At 71.4% G+C, this 17,096-nt stretch carries 16 protein-coding genes; 4 read left to right on the top strand and 12 right to left on the bottom strand.

What is annotated here, in order from left to right; genetic code table 11:
- The first annotated feature begins 95 nt into the window (after positions 1 to 95).
- Complete coding sequence (locus E9934_RS17215) at positions 96 to 1,247, top strand: YihY/virulence factor BrkB family protein (protein ID WP_238695030.1); 1,152 nt, start codon at positions 96 to 98, stop codon at positions 1,245 to 1,247.
- Here E9934_RS17215 and E9934_RS17210 read toward each other — a convergent pair.
- On the bottom strand, positions 1,235 to 2,650 hold the full coding sequence (locus E9934_RS17210; RefSeq protein WP_136564136.1) for a threonine/serine exporter family protein: 1,416 nt from the start codon (positions 2,648 to 2,650) through the stop codon (positions 1,235 to 1,237). The two genes, E9934_RS17215 and E9934_RS17210, sit on opposite strands and share 13 nt — an antisense overlap.
- 203 nt (positions 2,651 to 2,853) lie before the next feature.
- Between E9934_RS17210 and E9934_RS17205 the strand changes: the two genes are divergently transcribed.
- The gene (locus E9934_RS17205) at positions 2,854 to 3,417 is read left to right on the top strand and encodes a hypothetical protein (RefSeq protein ID WP_136564135.1); all 564 of its coding nucleotides are present in this window, start codon (positions 2,854 to 2,856) and stop codon (positions 3,415 to 3,417) included.
- 185 nt (positions 3,418 to 3,602) lie between these two features.
- On the opposite strand, the gene E9934_RS17200 is transcribed toward E9934_RS17205, so the two are convergent.
- Positions 3,603 to 4,358 carry a tyrosine-protein phosphatase gene (locus E9934_RS17200; protein ID WP_158295050.1) on the bottom strand — a complete coding sequence of 252 codons (756 nt, stop codon included), beginning with the start codon at positions 4,356 to 4,358 and terminating at the stop codon, positions 3,603 to 3,605.
- A gap of 190 nt (positions 4,359 to 4,548) precedes the next feature.
- On the opposite strand from E9934_RS17200, the gene E9934_RS17195 reads away from it, so the two are divergent.
- Positions 4,549 to 5,172 (top strand): zinc metalloprotease, encoded by a 624-nt coding sequence (locus E9934_RS17195; RefSeq protein WP_136564133.1) that lies wholly within the window; start codon positions 4,549 to 4,551, stop codon positions 5,170 to 5,172.
- Complete coding sequence (locus tag E9934_RS17190) at positions 5,135 to 5,872, top strand: hypothetical protein (RefSeq protein ID WP_136564132.1); 738 nt, start codon at positions 5,135 to 5,137, stop codon at positions 5,870 to 5,872. The genes E9934_RS17195 and E9934_RS17190 overlap by 38 nt, the downstream gene beginning before the upstream one ends.
- Before the next feature lie 9 nt (positions 5,873 to 5,881).
- Here E9934_RS17190 and E9934_RS17185 read toward each other — a convergent pair whose 3' ends face one another.
- From E9934_RS17185 to E9934_RS17140, 10 genes are all read right to left on the bottom strand, one after another.
- Positions 5,882 to 6,697 (bottom strand): DUF1295 domain-containing protein, encoded by an 816-nt coding sequence (locus E9934_RS17185; RefSeq protein WP_136564131.1) that lies wholly within the window; start codon positions 6,695 to 6,697, stop codon positions 5,882 to 5,884.
- A 12-nt stretch (positions 6,698 to 6,709) separates the two neighbouring features.
- Positions 6,710 to 8,032, bottom strand: coding sequence for an SAM-dependent methyltransferase (locus E9934_RS17180; protein ID WP_136564130.1), 1,323 nt, complete (start codon positions 8,030 to 8,032; stop codon positions 6,710 to 6,712).
- Positions 8,029 to 9,321, bottom strand: a complete 1,293-nt coding sequence (locus E9934_RS17175; RefSeq protein WP_136564129.1) for a class I SAM-dependent methyltransferase — start codon at positions 9,319 to 9,321, stop codon at positions 8,029 to 8,031. Before E9934_RS17175 ends, E9934_RS17180 begins: the two co-directional genes overlap by 4 nt.
- Positions 9,318 to 11,639 (bottom strand): FAD-dependent oxidoreductase, encoded by a 2,322-nt coding sequence (locus E9934_RS17170; RefSeq protein WP_136564128.1) that lies wholly within the window; start codon positions 11,637 to 11,639, stop codon positions 9,318 to 9,320. The genes E9934_RS17175 and E9934_RS17170 overlap by 4 nt, the downstream gene beginning before the upstream one ends.
- Positions 11,639 to 12,415, bottom strand: coding sequence for an anti-sigma factor (locus E9934_RS17165; protein ID WP_136564127.1), 777 nt, complete (start codon positions 12,413 to 12,415; stop codon positions 11,639 to 11,641). The genes E9934_RS17170 and E9934_RS17165 overlap by 1 nt, the downstream gene beginning before the upstream one ends.
- On the bottom strand, positions 12,412 to 13,017 hold the full coding sequence (gene sigK / locus E9934_RS17160; protein WP_136564126.1) for an ECF RNA polymerase sigma factor SigK: 606 nt from the start codon (positions 13,015 to 13,017) through the stop codon (positions 12,412 to 12,414). The genes E9934_RS17165 and sigK overlap by 4 nt, the downstream gene beginning before the upstream one ends.
- Before the next feature lie 69 nt (positions 13,018 to 13,086).
- Positions 13,087 to 13,752: a fasciclin domain-containing protein gene (locus E9934_RS17155; protein WP_136564125.1), complete on the bottom strand. Its 666-nt coding sequence runs from the start codon at positions 13,750 to 13,752 to the stop codon at positions 13,087 to 13,089.
- Positions 13,753 to 14,014: 262 nt separating this feature from the next.
- Positions 14,015 to 15,526: a molybdopterin-dependent oxidoreductase gene (locus tag E9934_RS17150; protein WP_136564124.1), complete on the bottom strand. Its 1,512-nt coding sequence runs from the start codon at positions 15,524 to 15,526 to the stop codon at positions 14,015 to 14,017.
- Between the two features lie 54 nt (positions 15,527 to 15,580).
- Positions 15,581 to 16,579 (bottom strand): succinylglutamate desuccinylase/aspartoacylase family protein, encoded by a 999-nt coding sequence (locus tag E9934_RS17145; protein WP_136564123.1) that lies wholly within the window; start codon positions 16,577 to 16,579, stop codon positions 15,581 to 15,583.
- On the bottom strand, positions 16,579 to 17,091 hold the full coding sequence (locus E9934_RS17140; RefSeq protein WP_238695029.1) for an ATP-dependent zinc protease family protein: 513 nt from the start codon (positions 17,089 to 17,091) through the stop codon (positions 16,579 to 16,581). The genes E9934_RS17145 and E9934_RS17140 overlap by 1 nt, the downstream gene beginning before the upstream one ends.
- Between the last annotated feature and the right edge of the window lie 5 nt (positions 17,092 to 17,096).

Raw genomic sequence — 17,096 nt, 5'->3', positions numbered from 1 at the left:
AATTCACGGGTTAACCCGTGAATTAGGCCCACCACCCACCTCCCGCATCGGCGCCGGTCCCGGTAGGGCGACACGCCATGCCATAGGTTGCCGTTGTGGGTGTCGTCGGCAAGCTGGATCGCGGACAGCGGAAGAACTCCGCTGTCGGCTTCCCGCTCGCCGTCATCTACAAGTTCTTCGACGACCAGGGCAACTACCTGGCAGCGATCCTGACGTTCTATGCGTTCCTGTCGATCTTCCCGCTGCTGCTCCTCGGTACGTCGATCCTCGGCTTCATCCTCGAGGGGCGTCCGGCGCTGCAGGAGCAGGTGCTCGACTCGGCCCTCGCGCAGTTCCCGATCATCGGCGACCAGCTGGGGCGGCCGGAGGGCCTGCAGGGCTCGACCGGCGGCATCATCGTCGGCTCGCTGACGGCGCTCTACGGTGCCCTGGGTCTCGGGCTGGCGCTGCAGAACGTGCAGGCGGCGGTGTGGGCGGTGCCGCGCAACAGCCGTCCGCACCCGGTGATGACCCGGGTCAACAGCCTCTTCATCCTCGCCGTGGCGGGTACTGCGATCCTCACGATCTCCATCGGCTCTGCGGTGCTGACGGAGACCGAGCTGATCGGCGGCCTGTCCGACGAGGGCTGGTTCCACTGGGTGGTGCGCCTGGTGACGATCGTCGTCCTCGGCTTCGTGATGACGGTGCTGCTGAGGATGGCGACCGCGCGGGCGATCCGCAGCAACGTGATCCGGGTGGCGCCGGGCGGCTACACGATCGCGGTGATGTGGCAGTTCCTGCAATACATCGGGACGGTCTACGTCACCAACGTCATCGCCAGCGCCGACCGCAACGGCATGGAGACCTTCGGGGTCGTCCTCGGTCTGATGGGTCTGCTCTACATCGGCGCGATCATGGGCGTGCTCGGCCTCGAGGTCAACGTCGTCATCGCCCGCCGGCTGTGGCCCCGCGCGCTGCTCACGCCCTTCACCGACTCCGTCGACCTCACCGAGGCCGACCGCCGGGCCTACGCCATGTATGCGCAGATGCAGCGCCACAAGGGCTTCCAGACGGTCGCGGTCCGTTTCGACGGCCGCGACGGCGACACCCACGAGATCGTCCTCGACCCCCGGACCGAGGAGATCATCAAGCAGCACATCCCCGGCCGGCCCCCTCGGCCCGAGGCGGCCCAGGAGCCGACGCAGGCCATCCGGGTGGAGCCGACGGTCGACGACGACCAGCTCGGCTCCCCGCGTCAGCGTCGCTGACCGTCTGCGCGCTGCCGCCGGCCCTTCCTGGAGGCCTGCCCGACGCGCCGCTCGAGCAGGGTCACGGGACCGACCAGGCGCGGACCGGCGAGGCGGGTCTCGACCCGGCGCATCTCCCGTCCGAGCGGCTGGGCGAGGTACTCGCCGAGGATGACGCCGGCGGCGAGGGCCAGGGCGACCGACGCCGCGCCGATGAGGGCGACCAGGCCCAGCGAGGTGTCCCGTCGCGATCCCTCGCTGACCAGGGACAGGCCGCGATAGATGGCGATCCCCGGCAGCAGGGGGACCACGCTCGAGACCACGACGATGAGGGGCGGGACCCGCAGGCGGCGTGCGACGGCGTACCCGACGAGGCCGACGAAGAGCGCGGCGAACGCCACCGCCCACGCCCGCCCGATCCCGGGTGTCTGGATCGACTGGGTGATCGCCATGGCGAGCCCGGCAACGACGGCGATCGGGACCAGCACTCGCGCGGGGGAGTACGACGCGAAGGCGAACGCCGCCGCGGCGAGCGCGGCTCCGGCGACCGCGAGTCCGGCCGCCTGGATGTTGGTCGCACCCGGCTCGACCGTCGGCAGGTCGACGCCGAGCGCCGAGGCGAGGCTGAGCCCGCCGCTCACCCCGGCGATGATGCCGGCCGTCGCGAGCAGCGCCTCGGTGATGCGGGCGCCCGCGGTGATGTAGAAGCCGGTGAGCGCGTCCTGCAGCGCCCCCATGAAGCCGATGCCGGCGAGCAGCATGATGATGTTGGCGGTCACGACCAGCGAGACGTCGATGTCGAGCCCCACCTGCCCGTCGACGACCGCGGCCCCGACGGCCACGAGGGTCGCGACGGCCCCGCCGGCGACCTGGGAGTAGAAGGTGGGCAGACGGCGCCGGGAGATCCGGAGCTGCAGGCGGTCGATGAGGACGGCGGCGAGGGCGGCCAGCACCGCGACGATCACGTCGCCGCCGAGCTGCACGCCCACGCCCGCTGCCATCACGGCCCAGCCCGCGGTCACGGCCCAGCGGGGGCGGGCGTGGCCGGTCGACGTGATCCGACCGAGCTCGGCGCGCGCGTCCCGCAAGCCGACCCGCCCGGCGGCGACGTCGCGCACCAGGTGGTCGACGCGGGTCAGGTCCTGGTAGTCGATGGTGCGCTGCACGACCTGGCGGGTGGCGAGGAGCGGCGGCTGGTCGGGACTGCTCTGGTGGCTGGCCGACAGGGAGGTGAAGGTGATGTCGAACTGCGCCTCGCTGGCGCCGAGGGCGCGCGCGACCGACAGCATCGTGACGGTGACGTCGGCGGCCCCCGCGCCGGAGGACAGCAGCACCTCGCCCAGTCGGAGACAGAAATCGAGGGTGAGCGCGAGTCGGTTGGTCACCGGGATCTGCTGGGTGGGAGGAAGGTCGGGCTCGGCCATCCCTCGATGGTGCCGTATCGGTCCAGCGCCGTCCCGGTCCCGGGCCCGGCCGACCTGACCTCCTACCCGGGGATGTCGCGACAAACCCTTTGAGTGAGAGAAGATTTCCCTGATTTCTAGGGGTTTTGAGCGCAAAGCCGCAGGGCAGACGGCTGCTCACCGTCCCCGGAAATGCTGGGGCAGACCATCAGGAGTCACCTCCCATGAAGCGCATTCTCGGATCGATGGTCGCGACCTTCGCGATCCTCTTCAGCACCCTGTTGTCCGTCGGCGTGGTCGGCCCGACGCCGGTCGCGGAGGCCCGGTGCATCCCGGCCAACGACCTGTACCGGATCTACACGTTCAAGGACAAGACGACGTCCTACCACCCGACCAACATCCAGAGCGACTGGGCGACCTTCCGCAGCGGCGGCACGATCACCTACAACAAGACCAAGACCGCGACGGTCAGCGCCTCGGTCACCGCCACGGTCTCCGCCGAGGCGGGCGTCATCTTCGCCAAGGCATCCACGAGCCTCGGCGTCACCGTCGGTGGCAGCTGGTCGAAGTCCGACTCCTGGGCCTACAGCGCCGTCGTCCCCGCCGACAGCTCGCACCGCTACCGCCTGCACATGTATCACTTCTCGGTGAGCTTCAAGGTGATGAGGAAGAACTGGTCCTACGCCAAGTGCAACTACGTCAACGCGTGGGGCTCGTGGCAGACCGTGAAGCACGCGCCGACCAAGGCCAACCGCAACATCTGGCGGCTCGACAAGGTCAGCCTCTGACCTGTCGCCTCCTGGCGCTCGTTCCTTGGTCATCGAGGAGCGAGCGCCAGCGAGCGTCACGAGATGCCTGTGCGGACCCCGACGAGGTTCGCACAGGGGTCTCGTGACGCCTGCTCGTTCCTCGCAGACTCCTCGACCACCAGAGGCAGCGCGTTCCGCGCAGGCTCCTCGACCACCAGCGTGGGTCAGTCGCGCAGCAGTGCGCGGATCGCGCCGAGCACCTCGTCGTCGAGGCCCAGTCCCTCGCGCAGGTACGACGCCCGGTCGCCGAAGTGCTCGTCGACGGCCGCCGACGCGGCACCGAGGAAGGACAGGTCGGCGACGAGGGTCGGTTCGAAGACGGGCACCATGTGGTCACCGGCGTGCTCGGCGATCTGCGCCTCGACCCGCGCCCGACTCGCTGCGGAGCGATCGTTGGTGAGCAGGTAGTCGGCCCGGATCACCGCGTCGTCGACACCGGCGATGTGCAACACCAGCGCGGCCAGCCAGCCGGTGCGGTCCTTGCCGGCCGAGCAGTGGAAGAGCTGCGGACCGCCCTCGGCGAGCTGTTGCAGGGCCGCACCGAAGGCGACCCGGCACTTCTCCTCGGTCACGAAGCCGCGGTAGACCACGCGCATCAGCTCGTCGGCCGCCTCCCGGGTCTGCAGCATCGCGACGGTCTCCATCGGGATGCCGATGGCGTCGAAGTGCAGGGGCTGGGCGCCGGGGACGTGGGGGTCGGGGTGCAGGTCGATCTCCAGGCGCGAGCGCAGGTCGAGGATCGCGGTGAGCCCCAGCCCGCTCAACGCGCCGTGGTCGTCCTCGGTCAGCCGCAGGTCGTTGGACCGGTAGAACACCCCGGTCCGCAGGCGCCCGCCGTCGGTGGTCGGGTAGCCCGGGCCCGCGACGTCGCGGAAGTTGTCGACCGACGCCAGCCGGAGGTACTCCTGCTCCTCGTGCACGAGGTCGAGGTTAGGGCAGGTCGGCCGATTTGCAGTGGCGCCTGGACCAGAGGCCGCGTCCACCCAACTGTCGAGTTGCTCGCCAACCGGCGGGATTGCAGCAAAGGTCAGCGCAAGAGTGGGGACTTCTGCTCTCTGGAACCGACACAACCTTCCGATCGTCACATCGCCGCCAATCCAAGGAGGGCTCATGAGGCGTCTTCGCGAACGACGCGGTGTCCGCCGGGCGATCGCGGTCTTCGCCAGCGGAGTCCTCGCTGTCGTCCTGACTGCGATAAGCAACCCGGTGTCCGCCAGTCCCACTGACTATCCGTGGAGCGTCTACCCTGATCGTGGTGCACACACCTATTGCTTTGGCCCCGCTTTCGCGGCCTATTCGGCGCTGACCTCTCGCGCCCACTACGCGATGGACGACAACGACGGGGTCGAGGCTCAGACCGTTGTCGACACAGTGTTCTACTCGGCATGCTCGGCCGCTACGGACGTTCGCTTTGTGGAGACACCGATCGGAGGGGGAGCGGGCGGAGAAACCCAATGCGTGGCGCTCAACAGTGCTGGATACTGCGATCAGTGGCACGTACGCATCGATTGGGATGTCATTCGGGAGGTTGCTTCCAACGATGGTTATCAGGCTCGCAAGACGCTCTGCCACGAAATCGGTCACTCCTTGGGTGCTGACCATTACCTCCTATCGATCGAGTCTCCGGACTACCCGACTCAAACCTGCATGATCAGCGGGTTGTACGACTCGGGGGCGGCCTGGACACGAACCTACGGTGGCTTCCATCGAGCGCACATCAACACTTGGTTCTGAGATGAGCAATGAAATGGGAACGATGGTGCCTACGGCCACACGCATTTCGACGGCCTTTCTCCTGCTGCTGGTTCTCGTGGGTGGGGTCGCTTGCAGTGGTTCATCCGCGCCTTCGAAGGCTCGCGCGGATGTCCCTCGTCATGCAGACAGCGGGTTGCTTGCCCAGATGACGGGGCACAGCGATGTGCTCACCAGCGGCACGGTCGGCGAGTTGCTCAAGAGTTCTTCCGTGCGCGCTACGGCGACCGTCGTCTCCGTTGCGGATGGTCCCGTCGTGGAGCAGGACGACGGGGATCAGATCTACCACTACCGTTTCGCCGTCATCACCCTGGAAGTCACCGACGACCTCGGCGCGCAGACGACGCCGGAGGTGGGCTCGATGATCTCAGTGAGTGTCCGCAGAGGGACAGATGTCCTCGACATGCATGGTCAGCCGTACTTCGAACGGCCGGTGCCCCCCACCAGCATTGACGAACTGGCGAGAGCCATTCCGGTGGGCACACGCGCAGTCGTGCTCGGCAACCTCAACCGCGACCTCCGATCCGACCTGAGGATCGATCGCGGAGGCTCCAGGGCTACCTGGGGTGAGCTGGTGGATGGATCGCACCCGCAGCGGTTCAGCCTGGAGACCGGACCCGCCGAGATGTCCGGTTGGCCTGACCACGGCTACGACAGCCTCGTCGAGGAGATCGTCCGCTGAGCTCGTGGATCAGGCCATCGGGCTGCGCCGCGGTGCACGGGGGATGAACCGCGAGGTGCGGGCGGCATACTCCGGATAGCCGGGGCGCTGCATCATCGTCTTCTCCAGCAGCTTGGCACCGGTGGCCTCGGAGAGGAACCAGGTCATCGCGAGCGGCGCGAGGACCGTCGCGAGTCCGGCGACCCAGCCGCTGGCCAACCCGCCGACCAACCAGATCCCCCACCACACGCAGGCGTCGCCGAAGTAGTTGGGGTGTCGGGTGTAGCGCCACAGCCCTGTGTCGAGGACCTGCGGTCGCTCGTCCCGTGGTCGGGCGCGGTACGACGCCAGCTGCGCGTCGCCCACGGCCTCGAACACGAGGCCGACGACCCACACGAGGGCGCCGACCACGACGATCGGCCACCACACGTCGTCGGTGGCCGTGCCGACGACCACCGGCAGCGCGATGACGACGGCGGCGACGCCCTGGACGGCGAACACCTTGCGGATCGCGACGACGAGACCCACTTCGTCGAGCCGACCGCCGAGCATCTTCTCGTAGCGCGGGTCCTCGTGGTCGCCGCTGGCCCGACCGCGCAGGTGCCAGGCCAGACGCAGCCCCCACGCCGCCACCAGAGCGACGAGCAGCACGGTCCGCGTGGAGTCCCCGGCGTCGCGGGCGAGGCCGACGACGGCGCAGCCGATCGCGATCGCGACGAACACCAGTCCCCAGGCCACATCCACCACGACCACGACCCCGCGACGCCGGGCCTCGAGCGTGGTCGCGGTCATGACGAGCCCGGCCACGACGAGCGCGGTGAGGCCGGCAGCAAGGACGTCAGGCATTGCGGGACTCCCTCACCAGGAGCGGACGAGGGGGAGGGAGTGGGCGGCACCGGGGCGGGCGAGAAGGACCTGGTCGACACCCATCCGGCCGTCGCGGAACGCCATCGAGCCGCCGACGAGGTAGAGCTCCCAGACGCGGACCAGCTCCTCGCCGACCAGGGCGGTGATGGCCTCGCGGTTGGCCTCGAAGCGCTCGATCCAGCCGGCGACGGTGAGCACGTAGTGCTCGCGCAGCGCGTGGACGTCGCGGGCCTCCAGGCCGGAGGCCTCGAGCAGGTCGACGGTGGCGCCGACGGGCCGCATGTACATGTCGGGCGCGATGAACGACTCGATGAACGGTCCGCCGCCGGGCCACCGGTTGCCGGCGGGCCGGGACATCTGCTGGACCAGCACCCGGCCGCCGGGACGCACGGAGTCGTGCAGGACGCGGGCGTAGGTCGGGTAGTTGCGCTCCCCGACGTGCTCGCCCATCTCGAGGGAGACCACGGCGTCGTACTCCTGGCCGCGGGACGGCACCGCGTCGCGGTAGTCGCAGACGTCGAAGCGGACCTTGTCGGCCACGCCGCGGCGCTCCGCGGCCGCAGTCGCGAACGCCTGCTGCTCGGTCGAGATCGTCACGCCGCGCACCTCGACGCCGAAGTGCTCGGCCGCGTGCAGGGACAGCGAGCCCCACCCGCAGCCGACGTCGAGCAGGCGCATGCCCGGCTCGAGGCCGAGCTTGCGACAGACCAGGTCGAGCTTGGCGTGCTGCGCCTCGACGAGGGAGACGTCCGGGTTGGCGTGGTAGCCGCACGAGTAGGCCATCGCGACCGGGTCGAGGATCAGCGAGTAGAACTCGGCTGTCGTGTCGTAGTGGTGGCTGATGGACGCGCGGTCGCGGTCCTTCGAGTGCAGACGACCCCGGATCCGCGCCTGCGTCGCGGGCGGAGCCGGCGGACGGCCCAGGATGTCGAGGCCGATCGCCGTGCGCACCGCGCCGGCCACCGCCCGCAGCGATGGACGCCGGCCCGCCAGGTCCCGCTCCCTGGCCACCGCGAACGCATGGGTCAGGCCACGGTCGAGGGCGACCAGGTCGCCCTCGACCGCGAGCTCGCCGGCGACGTAGGCCTGGGCGGCGCCCAGCTCGCCCGGGTGCCACAGCAGGCGGCGCAACGCGTCGGGCGAGCGCAGAGCGACGGCCGGGGCATCGGCCGGTCCCGCGACCGACCCGTCCCACGCGGTCAGGCGCACCGGGAGGTCGCCGGCGAGGAAGGGCCGCAGCGCCGCCTCCAGGCGGGCGGCGACCCCGTCGCCTGCGGTGGGTGCGGGGGCGGGGGTGTCGAGCGTGGCGGTCATCGCGTCTCCCGGTCGGTGCGCTCGAACGTCAGCTGGCGCACGTTGATGTAGTCGGCGGCGAACCCGGCGCGGCAGTAGTCCAGGTAGAAGTGCCACATCCGCACGAAGGTCTCGTCGAAGCCCAGCGCGGCCACCCGGTCCCGGGCGGCGAGGAAGGCCTGGTCCCAGCGCCGCAGCGTCGCGGCGTAGTGGGCGCCGATGGCGAGGTCGTCGACCACCTGGAGCGAGGTGTGCTGCGCGATGGTCTCCTCGATCGCCCGGACCGACGGCAGGGCGCCGCCGGGGAAGATGTAGCGGGTGATGAAGGTGTGTGTCGACCGGGTGGCGAGCATCCGGTCGTGGGGCATCGTGATCGCCTGGATCGCCACCCGACCGCCGGGGGCGAGGACGTGGTCGAGGGTGCGGAAGTACGTCGGCCAGTACGCCGCGCCCACGGCCTCGATCATCTCCACGGAGACCACGGCGTCGTAGGCCTGCGCGGGCTCGTCCAGCAGCGCGCGGTAGTCGCACAGGTCGACCTGGACGCGGTCGGCGTACCCCGCCGCCGCGATCCGCTCGCGGGCCAGCTGCTGCTGCTCCACCGACAAGGTGATGGTGCGGACCGTCGCGCCGCGAGCCGCGGCCCGCACGGCGAGCTCGCCCCAGCCGGTGCCGATCTCCAGGACCCGGGTGCCCGACGTGACGCCCGCCTGATCGAGGAGACGGTCGATCTTGCGGTGCTGCGCCGCCGCGAAGTCCTCGGTCTGCGCGGTCGCGAGGTCCTCGAACAGGGCCGACGAGTAGGACAGCGTCGGGTCGAGGAACGCCTCGAACAGACCATTGGACAGGTCGTAGTGATGGGCGATGTTGTCCTGGGCGTGCGCCCGCGATCCCCGGTGCGTGCGGGGCATCTTCGTCACCACCATCGCGCGCAGCCGCTGCAGGGGCCGCGGCACGAGCGTCGAGATCTCGGCGGCGAGCACCGTCAGGAACGCCCCGAGGCCACCGTCCGACGGGTCGCCCTCCTCCGACCAGGCGCCTGTCAGGTAGGCCTCCCCGAAGCCGATCAGCTGGTCCTTCCCGAGGCGGGCGAAGAGCTCCGCGGGACGCTCGACCACGATCCCCGGACCCCCACGGCCCAGGGTCTCGGTGCGTCCGTCGGGGTGCTCCAGCCGGACGGTGACGTCGAGGCGGGCGATCGCGGAGCGGAAGAGCCGCTCGGCGATCCGGGCGGCGATCCCGGCCGTCGGAGCCTGGTCGAGGCCCGGCCAGAGGTTGGCACGGGGCTGGGGCTCGGCGGTGAGGGTCATCGGAGACTCCTTCCGGTGGTCGAGGAGCCCGCGCGGGGCGAGGTGGTTCCGGTGGTCGAGGAGCCCGCGAGGGACGAGCGGGCGTCACGAGACCCCTGTGCGGACCTCGTCGAGGGGGCTGCGGGCATCTCGTGACGCTCGCTGGCGCTCGCACCTCGATGACCGGGGGCTTCTGCGCTCGCTCCTCGATGACTGGCGTCGTGGGCAGGTCGGGGCTGCACGGGGAGCCGGCGCAGCCACAGCGCGATCCCGTGCATCCGGATCAGCGCCGCCCCGCGGAGACCGGCGAGCGGGGGGCCGGGCGAGGGGGACGTGGCCGGCTGGCCGACGAGGCTGGCGTCGAAGCGGGCGCCGTCGTCGGTGACCAGACGGATCGCGAGGCGAAGGGTCCCGTCACCGGCGCCCGGCGGCGGGACGGCGACCTCGTAGTGGCCGTCCGTGCCGTGGAACGGCGAGACGTACATCGCCTTGTCGATCACGGCACGTCCGGCCGCGTCGGCGTCCAGCAGATAGGCGTGTCGGTCGCCGTAGGTGTTGTGCACCTCGACGACCGTGGCGTCGGGCGGACCTGCGGGGCGCCCCCCGCTTCGCGCCGCGTCGGCCCAGCACCAGTGGACCGAGATCGGGTTGAAGCAGTGCCCCAAGGCGCGGGGGGGTGCAGCCATCAGGGCAGTCCCGCCCCGCAGGTCCAGTCCGTGTCGCGCGAGGAAGCGGTCGAGCCCCTCGCGCACCGAGGCGGTGTCGCCGTCGAAGTGGTCGCGGCCGAGGAAACGCCCCCGGCCGCCGTCGGCCCGGCCCTGTGCGTCCACCCGGTCGAGGTCGACCACCCAGAACCGTGAACGGTGGGTGAACCGGCGCTCGATCGGCTCGCGACGCCGATGGGTCAGGGTGGTCACGTAGGTGGTCGCGGCCGGAGCGGTGTGTCCTCGCACCTCGGCCACGGACCCCCCGGCGGCCGAGGTGCGAGGAGTCGGGGATGGGGCGTTCGCCCAGGTCAGGCCCAGCCTCTCCGCCGCGGCCAGGCCCGAGCGGGCGCCGTCCTCGTGGAAGCCCCAGCCGTGGTAGGCGCCGGCGAAGACGATCCGGTCGGAGTCGATCTCCGGCAGTCGGCGCTGGGCGGCCACGGATGACGGCGTGTAGAGCGGGTGGGCGTAGTCGCGACGCACCAGCACGGAGTCCGGGTCGACCAGGTCCTCGCCGCCGAGCGTCACGAGGTAGGCGGTATCCGTCGGCAACCGCTGCAGACGGGTGAGGTCGTAGGTCACCAGCACGCCGTCACGCGCGTCCAGCGGTCGGCGGAAGTTCCACGAGGCCCAGGCGTCGCGGTGCGTCGGCATCAGCGACGTGTCGGTGTGCAGCAGCGCGGTGTTGGGCGCATAGGGCAGGGCGCCGAGCACCTCGCGCTGCGCGGTCGTCGGCCGGGCCAGCATGGCCAGGGCCTGCTCGGGGTGTGCGGCGACGACCACGGCGTCGTACTCCTCCCGACCGGCGGTCGTCGTGACGACCACCGAGCCCCCGGAGCCATCGGAGCCGTCGGGGGTCTCCTCGATGGCGACCACGGGCTCGCCGCAGCGGATCGTCGCGCCGGCCTGGCGCAGGGACTCGGCGACCGCGTCGACGTAGGTGCGCGAGCCGCCGGAGACGGTGCGCCAGGTCGGGGAGCCGAAGACCCGCAGCATGCCGTGGTGCTGCAGGAAGGCGAAGAGGTAGGCCGCGGGGTAGTCGAGCGCGGTGTCGGGGTCGCACGACCACACCGCCGCGACCAGCGGCTCCATGAAGTGCCGCCGGAAGTACGGCGAGAAGCGGCCGGCATCGAGGAAGGCGCCCAGCGTCGTGGCGTCCGCGCCGGGGTCCGACGAGCGTGCCACGAGCCGCTGAGCGCGGCGGTGGAAGCGCGGGACCTCCGTCAGCATCCGCAGGTAGGCCGGATTGCGGTGGTTGCGGCTGCCGCGGGGGAAGACACCCGACCGGCCCAGGGCGCCGGCCCATTCCAGTCCGGTGCCCTGGTCGCTGATCGACATCGACATCTCCGACTCCTGGGTCGGGACGCCGAGCTCGTCGAAGAGCCGCAGCAGGGTCGGGTAAGTGCGCCGGTTGTGGACGATGAAGCCGCTGTCGATGAGTAGCTCGCGTCCGGTCGGGTCGGTGATCCGGTGGGTGTCGGCGTGCCCGCCCAACCGGAGGTCGGCCTCCAGCAGGGTGACGTGGGTCCGGTTTGCGGTGCGCGAGGCGACGTGGGCGGCGGTCAGACCGGCGACGCCGGACCCGACCACGGCCACCCTCCGCACGACCCCGGACGGGGCGGGGGTGCCGGCCATCACGCCTCCAGCGGGAAGACGGCGATCGGCTCGCTGGTCGGCTCCGGGGAGCCGCCGTCCGGCTCGATCGTGATCCCCACGGCGGTCGCACGCGAGGCGTCGCCGTCGAGCGGCACCGTCGCGTCGGGGTCGTCGGGCATGAGGCCTGCCGGGACCATCACACCGGCAGGGCTCTGCAGCCACAGGGCATAGACCCGGCCGTCAGGCGGCTGCGCCATGTCCTCCGTCAGGATGACGGCGCGGCCCACGCTGCGCGAGATCACCACCGTGGCGCGGGAGCCGTCGTCGAAGGCGGCCTCCACGCGCGCCGCGTCGTCGGCGGTCAGGACCCGCTCGGTGACGCTCAGGTGCACCTTCTCGTCGTCGGGGGCCGACCACGGCGACCACACGGCGAGGCCGGCAGTGGCGATGAGGATCACCGCCGCGGCGACGAGGAGGGGGACGCGGCGCAGCTGGCGGAGCCGACGGCGGGCCGACAGGTCGGCGGCCGGGGAGGGCGGGGTGTCGGGGACCGGGACCGGCTCGGCGGTCACCGGCGGCAACGGCCGGATGCCGGTGATCCCCGCGAGGACGGCGTCGCGCACGGAGGACGGCGGCTCGGTGGGCTGGCTGCTGCCGAGTGCGGCCGCGGCGTCCCGCAAGCCGTCCACCTCGTCGCGGCAGTGCTGGCAGTTCTCCAGGTGCGACTCGAAACGGGCCCGCTCCTCGGCGTCGAGGGCATCGACGGCGTAGGCGCCGGACAGTGCGTGGGCGTCGTCCCACTGGTGGTGGTTCATCGTTCTACTCCGATCGAGTCGCGCAGGCGGATCAGGCCGTCGCGAATCCGGGTCTTTGCCGTCCCGACCGGTAGGTCGAGGAGGGCGGCCACCTCGGTGTGGGTGTAACCGCCGAAGTACGCCAGCTCGATGGCCTCGCGCTGAACGTCGGTGAGGTTGCCGAGTGCCTGACGCACCCGGCGGGCCTCGAGGGAGGCGTGCGCGGCCTCGGCCGTCACGTCGTGCTCGATGCTCTGGTGGGACTGCTCGTAGGCCACGTCACGGCGGGTGGCCGCCTCGGCGCTGCGCACCCGGTCGACCGCCTTGCGGTGCCCGATCGTCATCATCCAGGACAGCGCGCTGCCCCGGGCGGGGTCGAAGCGGGCCGACTGGCGCCAGATCTCCAGGAAGACCTCCTGGGTGACCTCCTCGGACTGCGCCGGATCACGGACCACCCGGAGGACCAGGCCGTGCAGTCGGGAGGAGGTGGCGTCGTAGAGCTCGGCGAAGGCCGCCGTGTCGCCCCGGGCGGCACTGCGCAGCAGCGCGCCGAGGTCGGGACCCGCGCCGGCCAGCGCCCCCTGGTGGGAGGCGCCGGCCGGGTTGCCAGGGACCGGATCCATGGTGTGATCCTTCCGGGTGGACGGTGATCTTGGCGAGAGCTCGCCGCGATCAGGGGTGGTGCGGGTGCGTCACTTGACGCCGGTGAGCACCTGGTCGATCACGTAGACGGTCGCGTTGGCCGTCGGGATGTTGCCGCACAGGACGTTGGCGGTGACGGTGCCGTCGGACACGGTCATGCCCTCCTCGGGGCTGCCCTCGATCGTGAGGGAGTCACCGGCGAGCGTGTCCTGGCTGCCGACGACGGCGTCCTGGTCCTGGTTGGCGCCGACCACGTGGTGCGCGAGGATCTTGTAGAGCGTGCTCTTGTCGCCCTTCTCCTGACCCTCCATCACCAGGCCGTTGAGGTCGGCCTCGGGGATCGCGGCGAAGGCGTCATTGACGGGGGCGAAGACGGTCAGCTCGGGCGCACCGTTGAGGGTGTCGCCGAGACCGTCGATCGCACCCACGGCGGTGACCAGGGTCTCGAGCAGCGGGTTGTTGCTGGCGGCGGTCGCCACCGGGTCCATCACCATGCCGTCGAAGGAGCCGGCGCCGTCGGCGGGGATCGCCGAGCAGCCGTCGCCGAAGGTCTGCGCGCCTGCGCCCTCCTCGGTCGACGACGAGGTGTCGTCGCCACCGGAGGTGTCGCCGGCGGTGGTGCTGTCGTCGTCCTCGCCACAGGCCGCCAGGCCGAAGCAGAGGGTCAGGGCGGCGAGCGTGGTGCCCGTGGTGCGGGTGAACTTCTGGAGCTTCATGGTGGTGCCTTCCGAAGGTTGATCGATGGATCGTTCTGGGAGTGGTTCGGTGCCGCCCCGGGGGCGGATGGGTGGGGACCGGGATTTCTTTCGCCGGTGGTCGAGCCCCGGTGGTCGAGGAGCCCCGCGAGGGACGAGCGGGGCGTCACGAGCCCCCCTGCGGTCACCTCGACGAGGTCCGCACAGGCATCTCGTGACGCTCGCTGGCGCTCGCTCCTCGCTGACCGGGGGTTCTGCGCTCGCGGCACCTCAACCAACGGCGTCAGGAGACGTTGACGATCAGCTCGTGCAGCCCGCTCGAGCCGTCGGGGAAGGGTTCGGCGCGCACGGCCACCTGTGCCTCGCCGTTGCCGGCGACGGCGCGGGTGGCGATCCGGTGGGAGCCGGGGCTCGCGTCCCACTTGAAGAACCACTGCCGCCAGTAGTCCTCGCCCGCACTCGGGCCGAGCCGTGCGTCCTCCCAGGCCCCTCCGTCGATGCGGACCTGCACCTTCTCGATGCCGTCGCGGGCCTGCGCCCAGGCGACGCCGCCGATGACGACCTCGCCGGCAGCCTGCTCCGACAGGGCCTTCGGGGTGTCGATGCGCGAGGAGATCTTGATCGGCGCGTCCGTGGCCCAGTCGCGCTCGGTCCAGTAGGCCTTCTGGTCGTCGTACGTCGTCAGGGTGAGTCGGGTGACCCACTTGGTGGCGCTGATGAACCCGTAGAGGCCGGGGATCACCAGGCGCACGGGGAAGCCGTGCTCGCGCGGCAGCTGCTCGCCGTTCATCCCCACCACGACCATCGCGTCGCGGCCGTCGGTGGCGAGGTCGAGCGGGGTGCTGATGGTCATGCCGTCGACGTCGGTCGACAGGATCTGGTCGGCCTTCGTGTTGCCGTAGCCGGCGAGGTCGAGGACGTCGGTGAGGCGTACGCCGAGCCAGCGCGCCGCGCCGACGTAGGGGCCGCCCACGCTGTTGGAGACGCAGGTGAGGGTGATGTCGCGCTCGATCATCGGCATGTCGAGGAGCTCGTCGAAGTCGATGGTGACCTCGCGGTCCACGTCGCCGTCGATGGTCAGCGTCCAGTCGTCGGTGTTGACGATCGGGACGTCGAGGCGGGTGTCGACCCGGTAGAAGTCGTCGTTGGGGGTGCGGAACGACGTGATGCCGGGGACCTGGTCGTCCAGCCCACGGGGGAAGGCCGGCGCCGGATCGGCCGCGGCCGGCAGCTCGACGCTCTCGGGCCGCAGGCGCAGCGAGGACACGACGCGCCCCCCAACGCCGCCGACCGCGGCCCCCGAGGCGAGGACGCCCATGGTGAGGAGCAGGGTGCGCCGGGTGCCGTCCTCGGCGCTGCTCCGGGCCGCCTCGGCGTGGGTGCGGGCCAGCAGGACCAGCGCGGCCGGCCCAAGGACCGCCGCGACCAGCACGGGGAGCACGTCGAGGGGGCCGAAGCCCGGCCGGGTGACCACGGCGACGGCCGCGATCCCGACCAGTCCGAGCAGGAGGCCGGCGCCCACGGCGAGGCGGCGGCGGGCGAGGAGGCCCGCCACCCCGGCGAGGACGAGCACCCCGACCATCACCGAGCCGACCAGGATCACCTTGTCGGCGTCGCCGAAGGTGCGGATCGCCCACTCCTTCATCGGCGTCGGCGTCAGGTCGATGACCCCCGACCCCACCGCCAGCACCGGCGACGCCGCCGGAGTGGTGATCGCCGCGACGAGGTGCGCGAGACCGACCCCCACCAGCGTCGCGAGGATCCCGAACCAGGCCCAGAGCAGTCGTGTCCTCATGGAGGGTGTTCGTCGCCGACAGGCTGGGCGGATGGGTCGGCCTGTGCTCGCCCGCTACTCGACGGGCGAAGGGGCCACCGGGGTGGCGATGTGGACGAGCGCGTCGCCGGCGTTGACGAGCGGGGCGCGGGTCAGGCCGATGACGACACCGTCGCGGTCAGCGTGCACCAGCCGCACGCGGCGCCCGAAGGTGTCCGACAGGCCACCGAGCCTGTCGCCGACCGCCACGGTCTCACCGAGATGGACCTCCATGTGCAGGATGCCCGTGCCGCGGGCCCGCACCCAGCCGCTCGAGCGCGACTCCACGGGCGACGGCCGCTCCGGCGGGTCCTGCGGCAGCGGGTCGATCAGGTCGAGGGCGGCCAGCACCCGTCGTACGCCGGCCACACCGACCGCGATCGGCTCCTCCTCGAAGCGCAACGCCTCGCCGGCCTCATAGAGGAGCACGCTCGCGCCGGCGTCACGGGCGGCCTGCCGCAACGAGCCGTCGCGCAGCCGGGCGTGCAGCATCAGCGGGGCGCCGAAGGCCTCGGCCAGGTGGCGGGTGCGCGGGTCGTCGAGGTCGGCGCGGATCTGCGGCAGGTTCGTCCGACGATCGGCGGCCGTGTGCAGGTCGATCCCGACGTCACACTTGCTGACCACCTCGGTCATGAAGAGGTGCGCGATCCGGCTGGCCAGCGACCCCCGGGCCGAGCCGGGGAACGAGCGGTTGAGGTCGCGGCGGTCGGGGAGGTAGCGGTCGCCGGTCATGAAGCCGAGCACGTTGACGACGGGGACTGCGACCACGGTCCCGCGCAGGGTCTTGGGCGACAGGTCCGCCATGACCTGGCGGATCACCTCGACGCCCATCACCTCGTCGCCGTGGATCGCGGCGTTGACCCAGACCGTCGGGCCGTCCTCACGGCCATGGACCACCCGCACCGGCAGGCTGACGTCGCCGCCGGTGACGAGCCGCGTGATGGGCAGCTCGACCTCCTTGGCGGAGCCGGCCCGCACGCGGACGTTGCCGATCGCGAAGGACTCACGCGGCGTGGACCTCGCCGTGGACGCCATCAGCGCCCCCGGTTGCGACGACGGACCTTGCGGGGCGGACGGCCGCCCAGGTAGGAGCGGCCGGAGTCGACGAGGAAGCCCTGGCGGAGCGCCTCGCGGCCGATCAGCATCCGGAAGCCCATCTCGTCGCGCCGGGTGAGCGTCACCTCGGTCCGCACCGTCCGGCCGACCAGCTCGACCTCGGTCAGGATGACGATCCGCTCCTGGAGGTGGCCGGTGGAGCTGCGCACGCTGCGGCGGTCGTGGACGGGGCACTCGACGGGGACCTCGTCCTCGGCGGATCGCTGCCACGGATGCACCGAGAAACGGACCCAGTCGACGCCGTCGCGTTCGAACTCCTCGAGGTCGAACGCGTGCAGCGCCGAGGTCCGCGCACCGGTGTCGAGCTTGGCCTTCACGTGCTCCACACCGAGCTCCGGGAGGCGCACCCACTCGCGCCACCCGGCCACCGTGGCGGTGGTCGAGGGACTGCTTGAATGGGCGCCGGGTACGTCGGTCATGACGACAGCCATCCAAG

The organism is Nocardioides caeni (assembly GCF_004912195.1).
Lineage (GTDB): Bacteria > Actinomycetota > Actinomycetes > Propionibacteriales > Nocardioidaceae > Nocardioides > Nocardioides caeni.
This window is presented reverse-complemented; position numbering and strand designations above follow the sequence as displayed.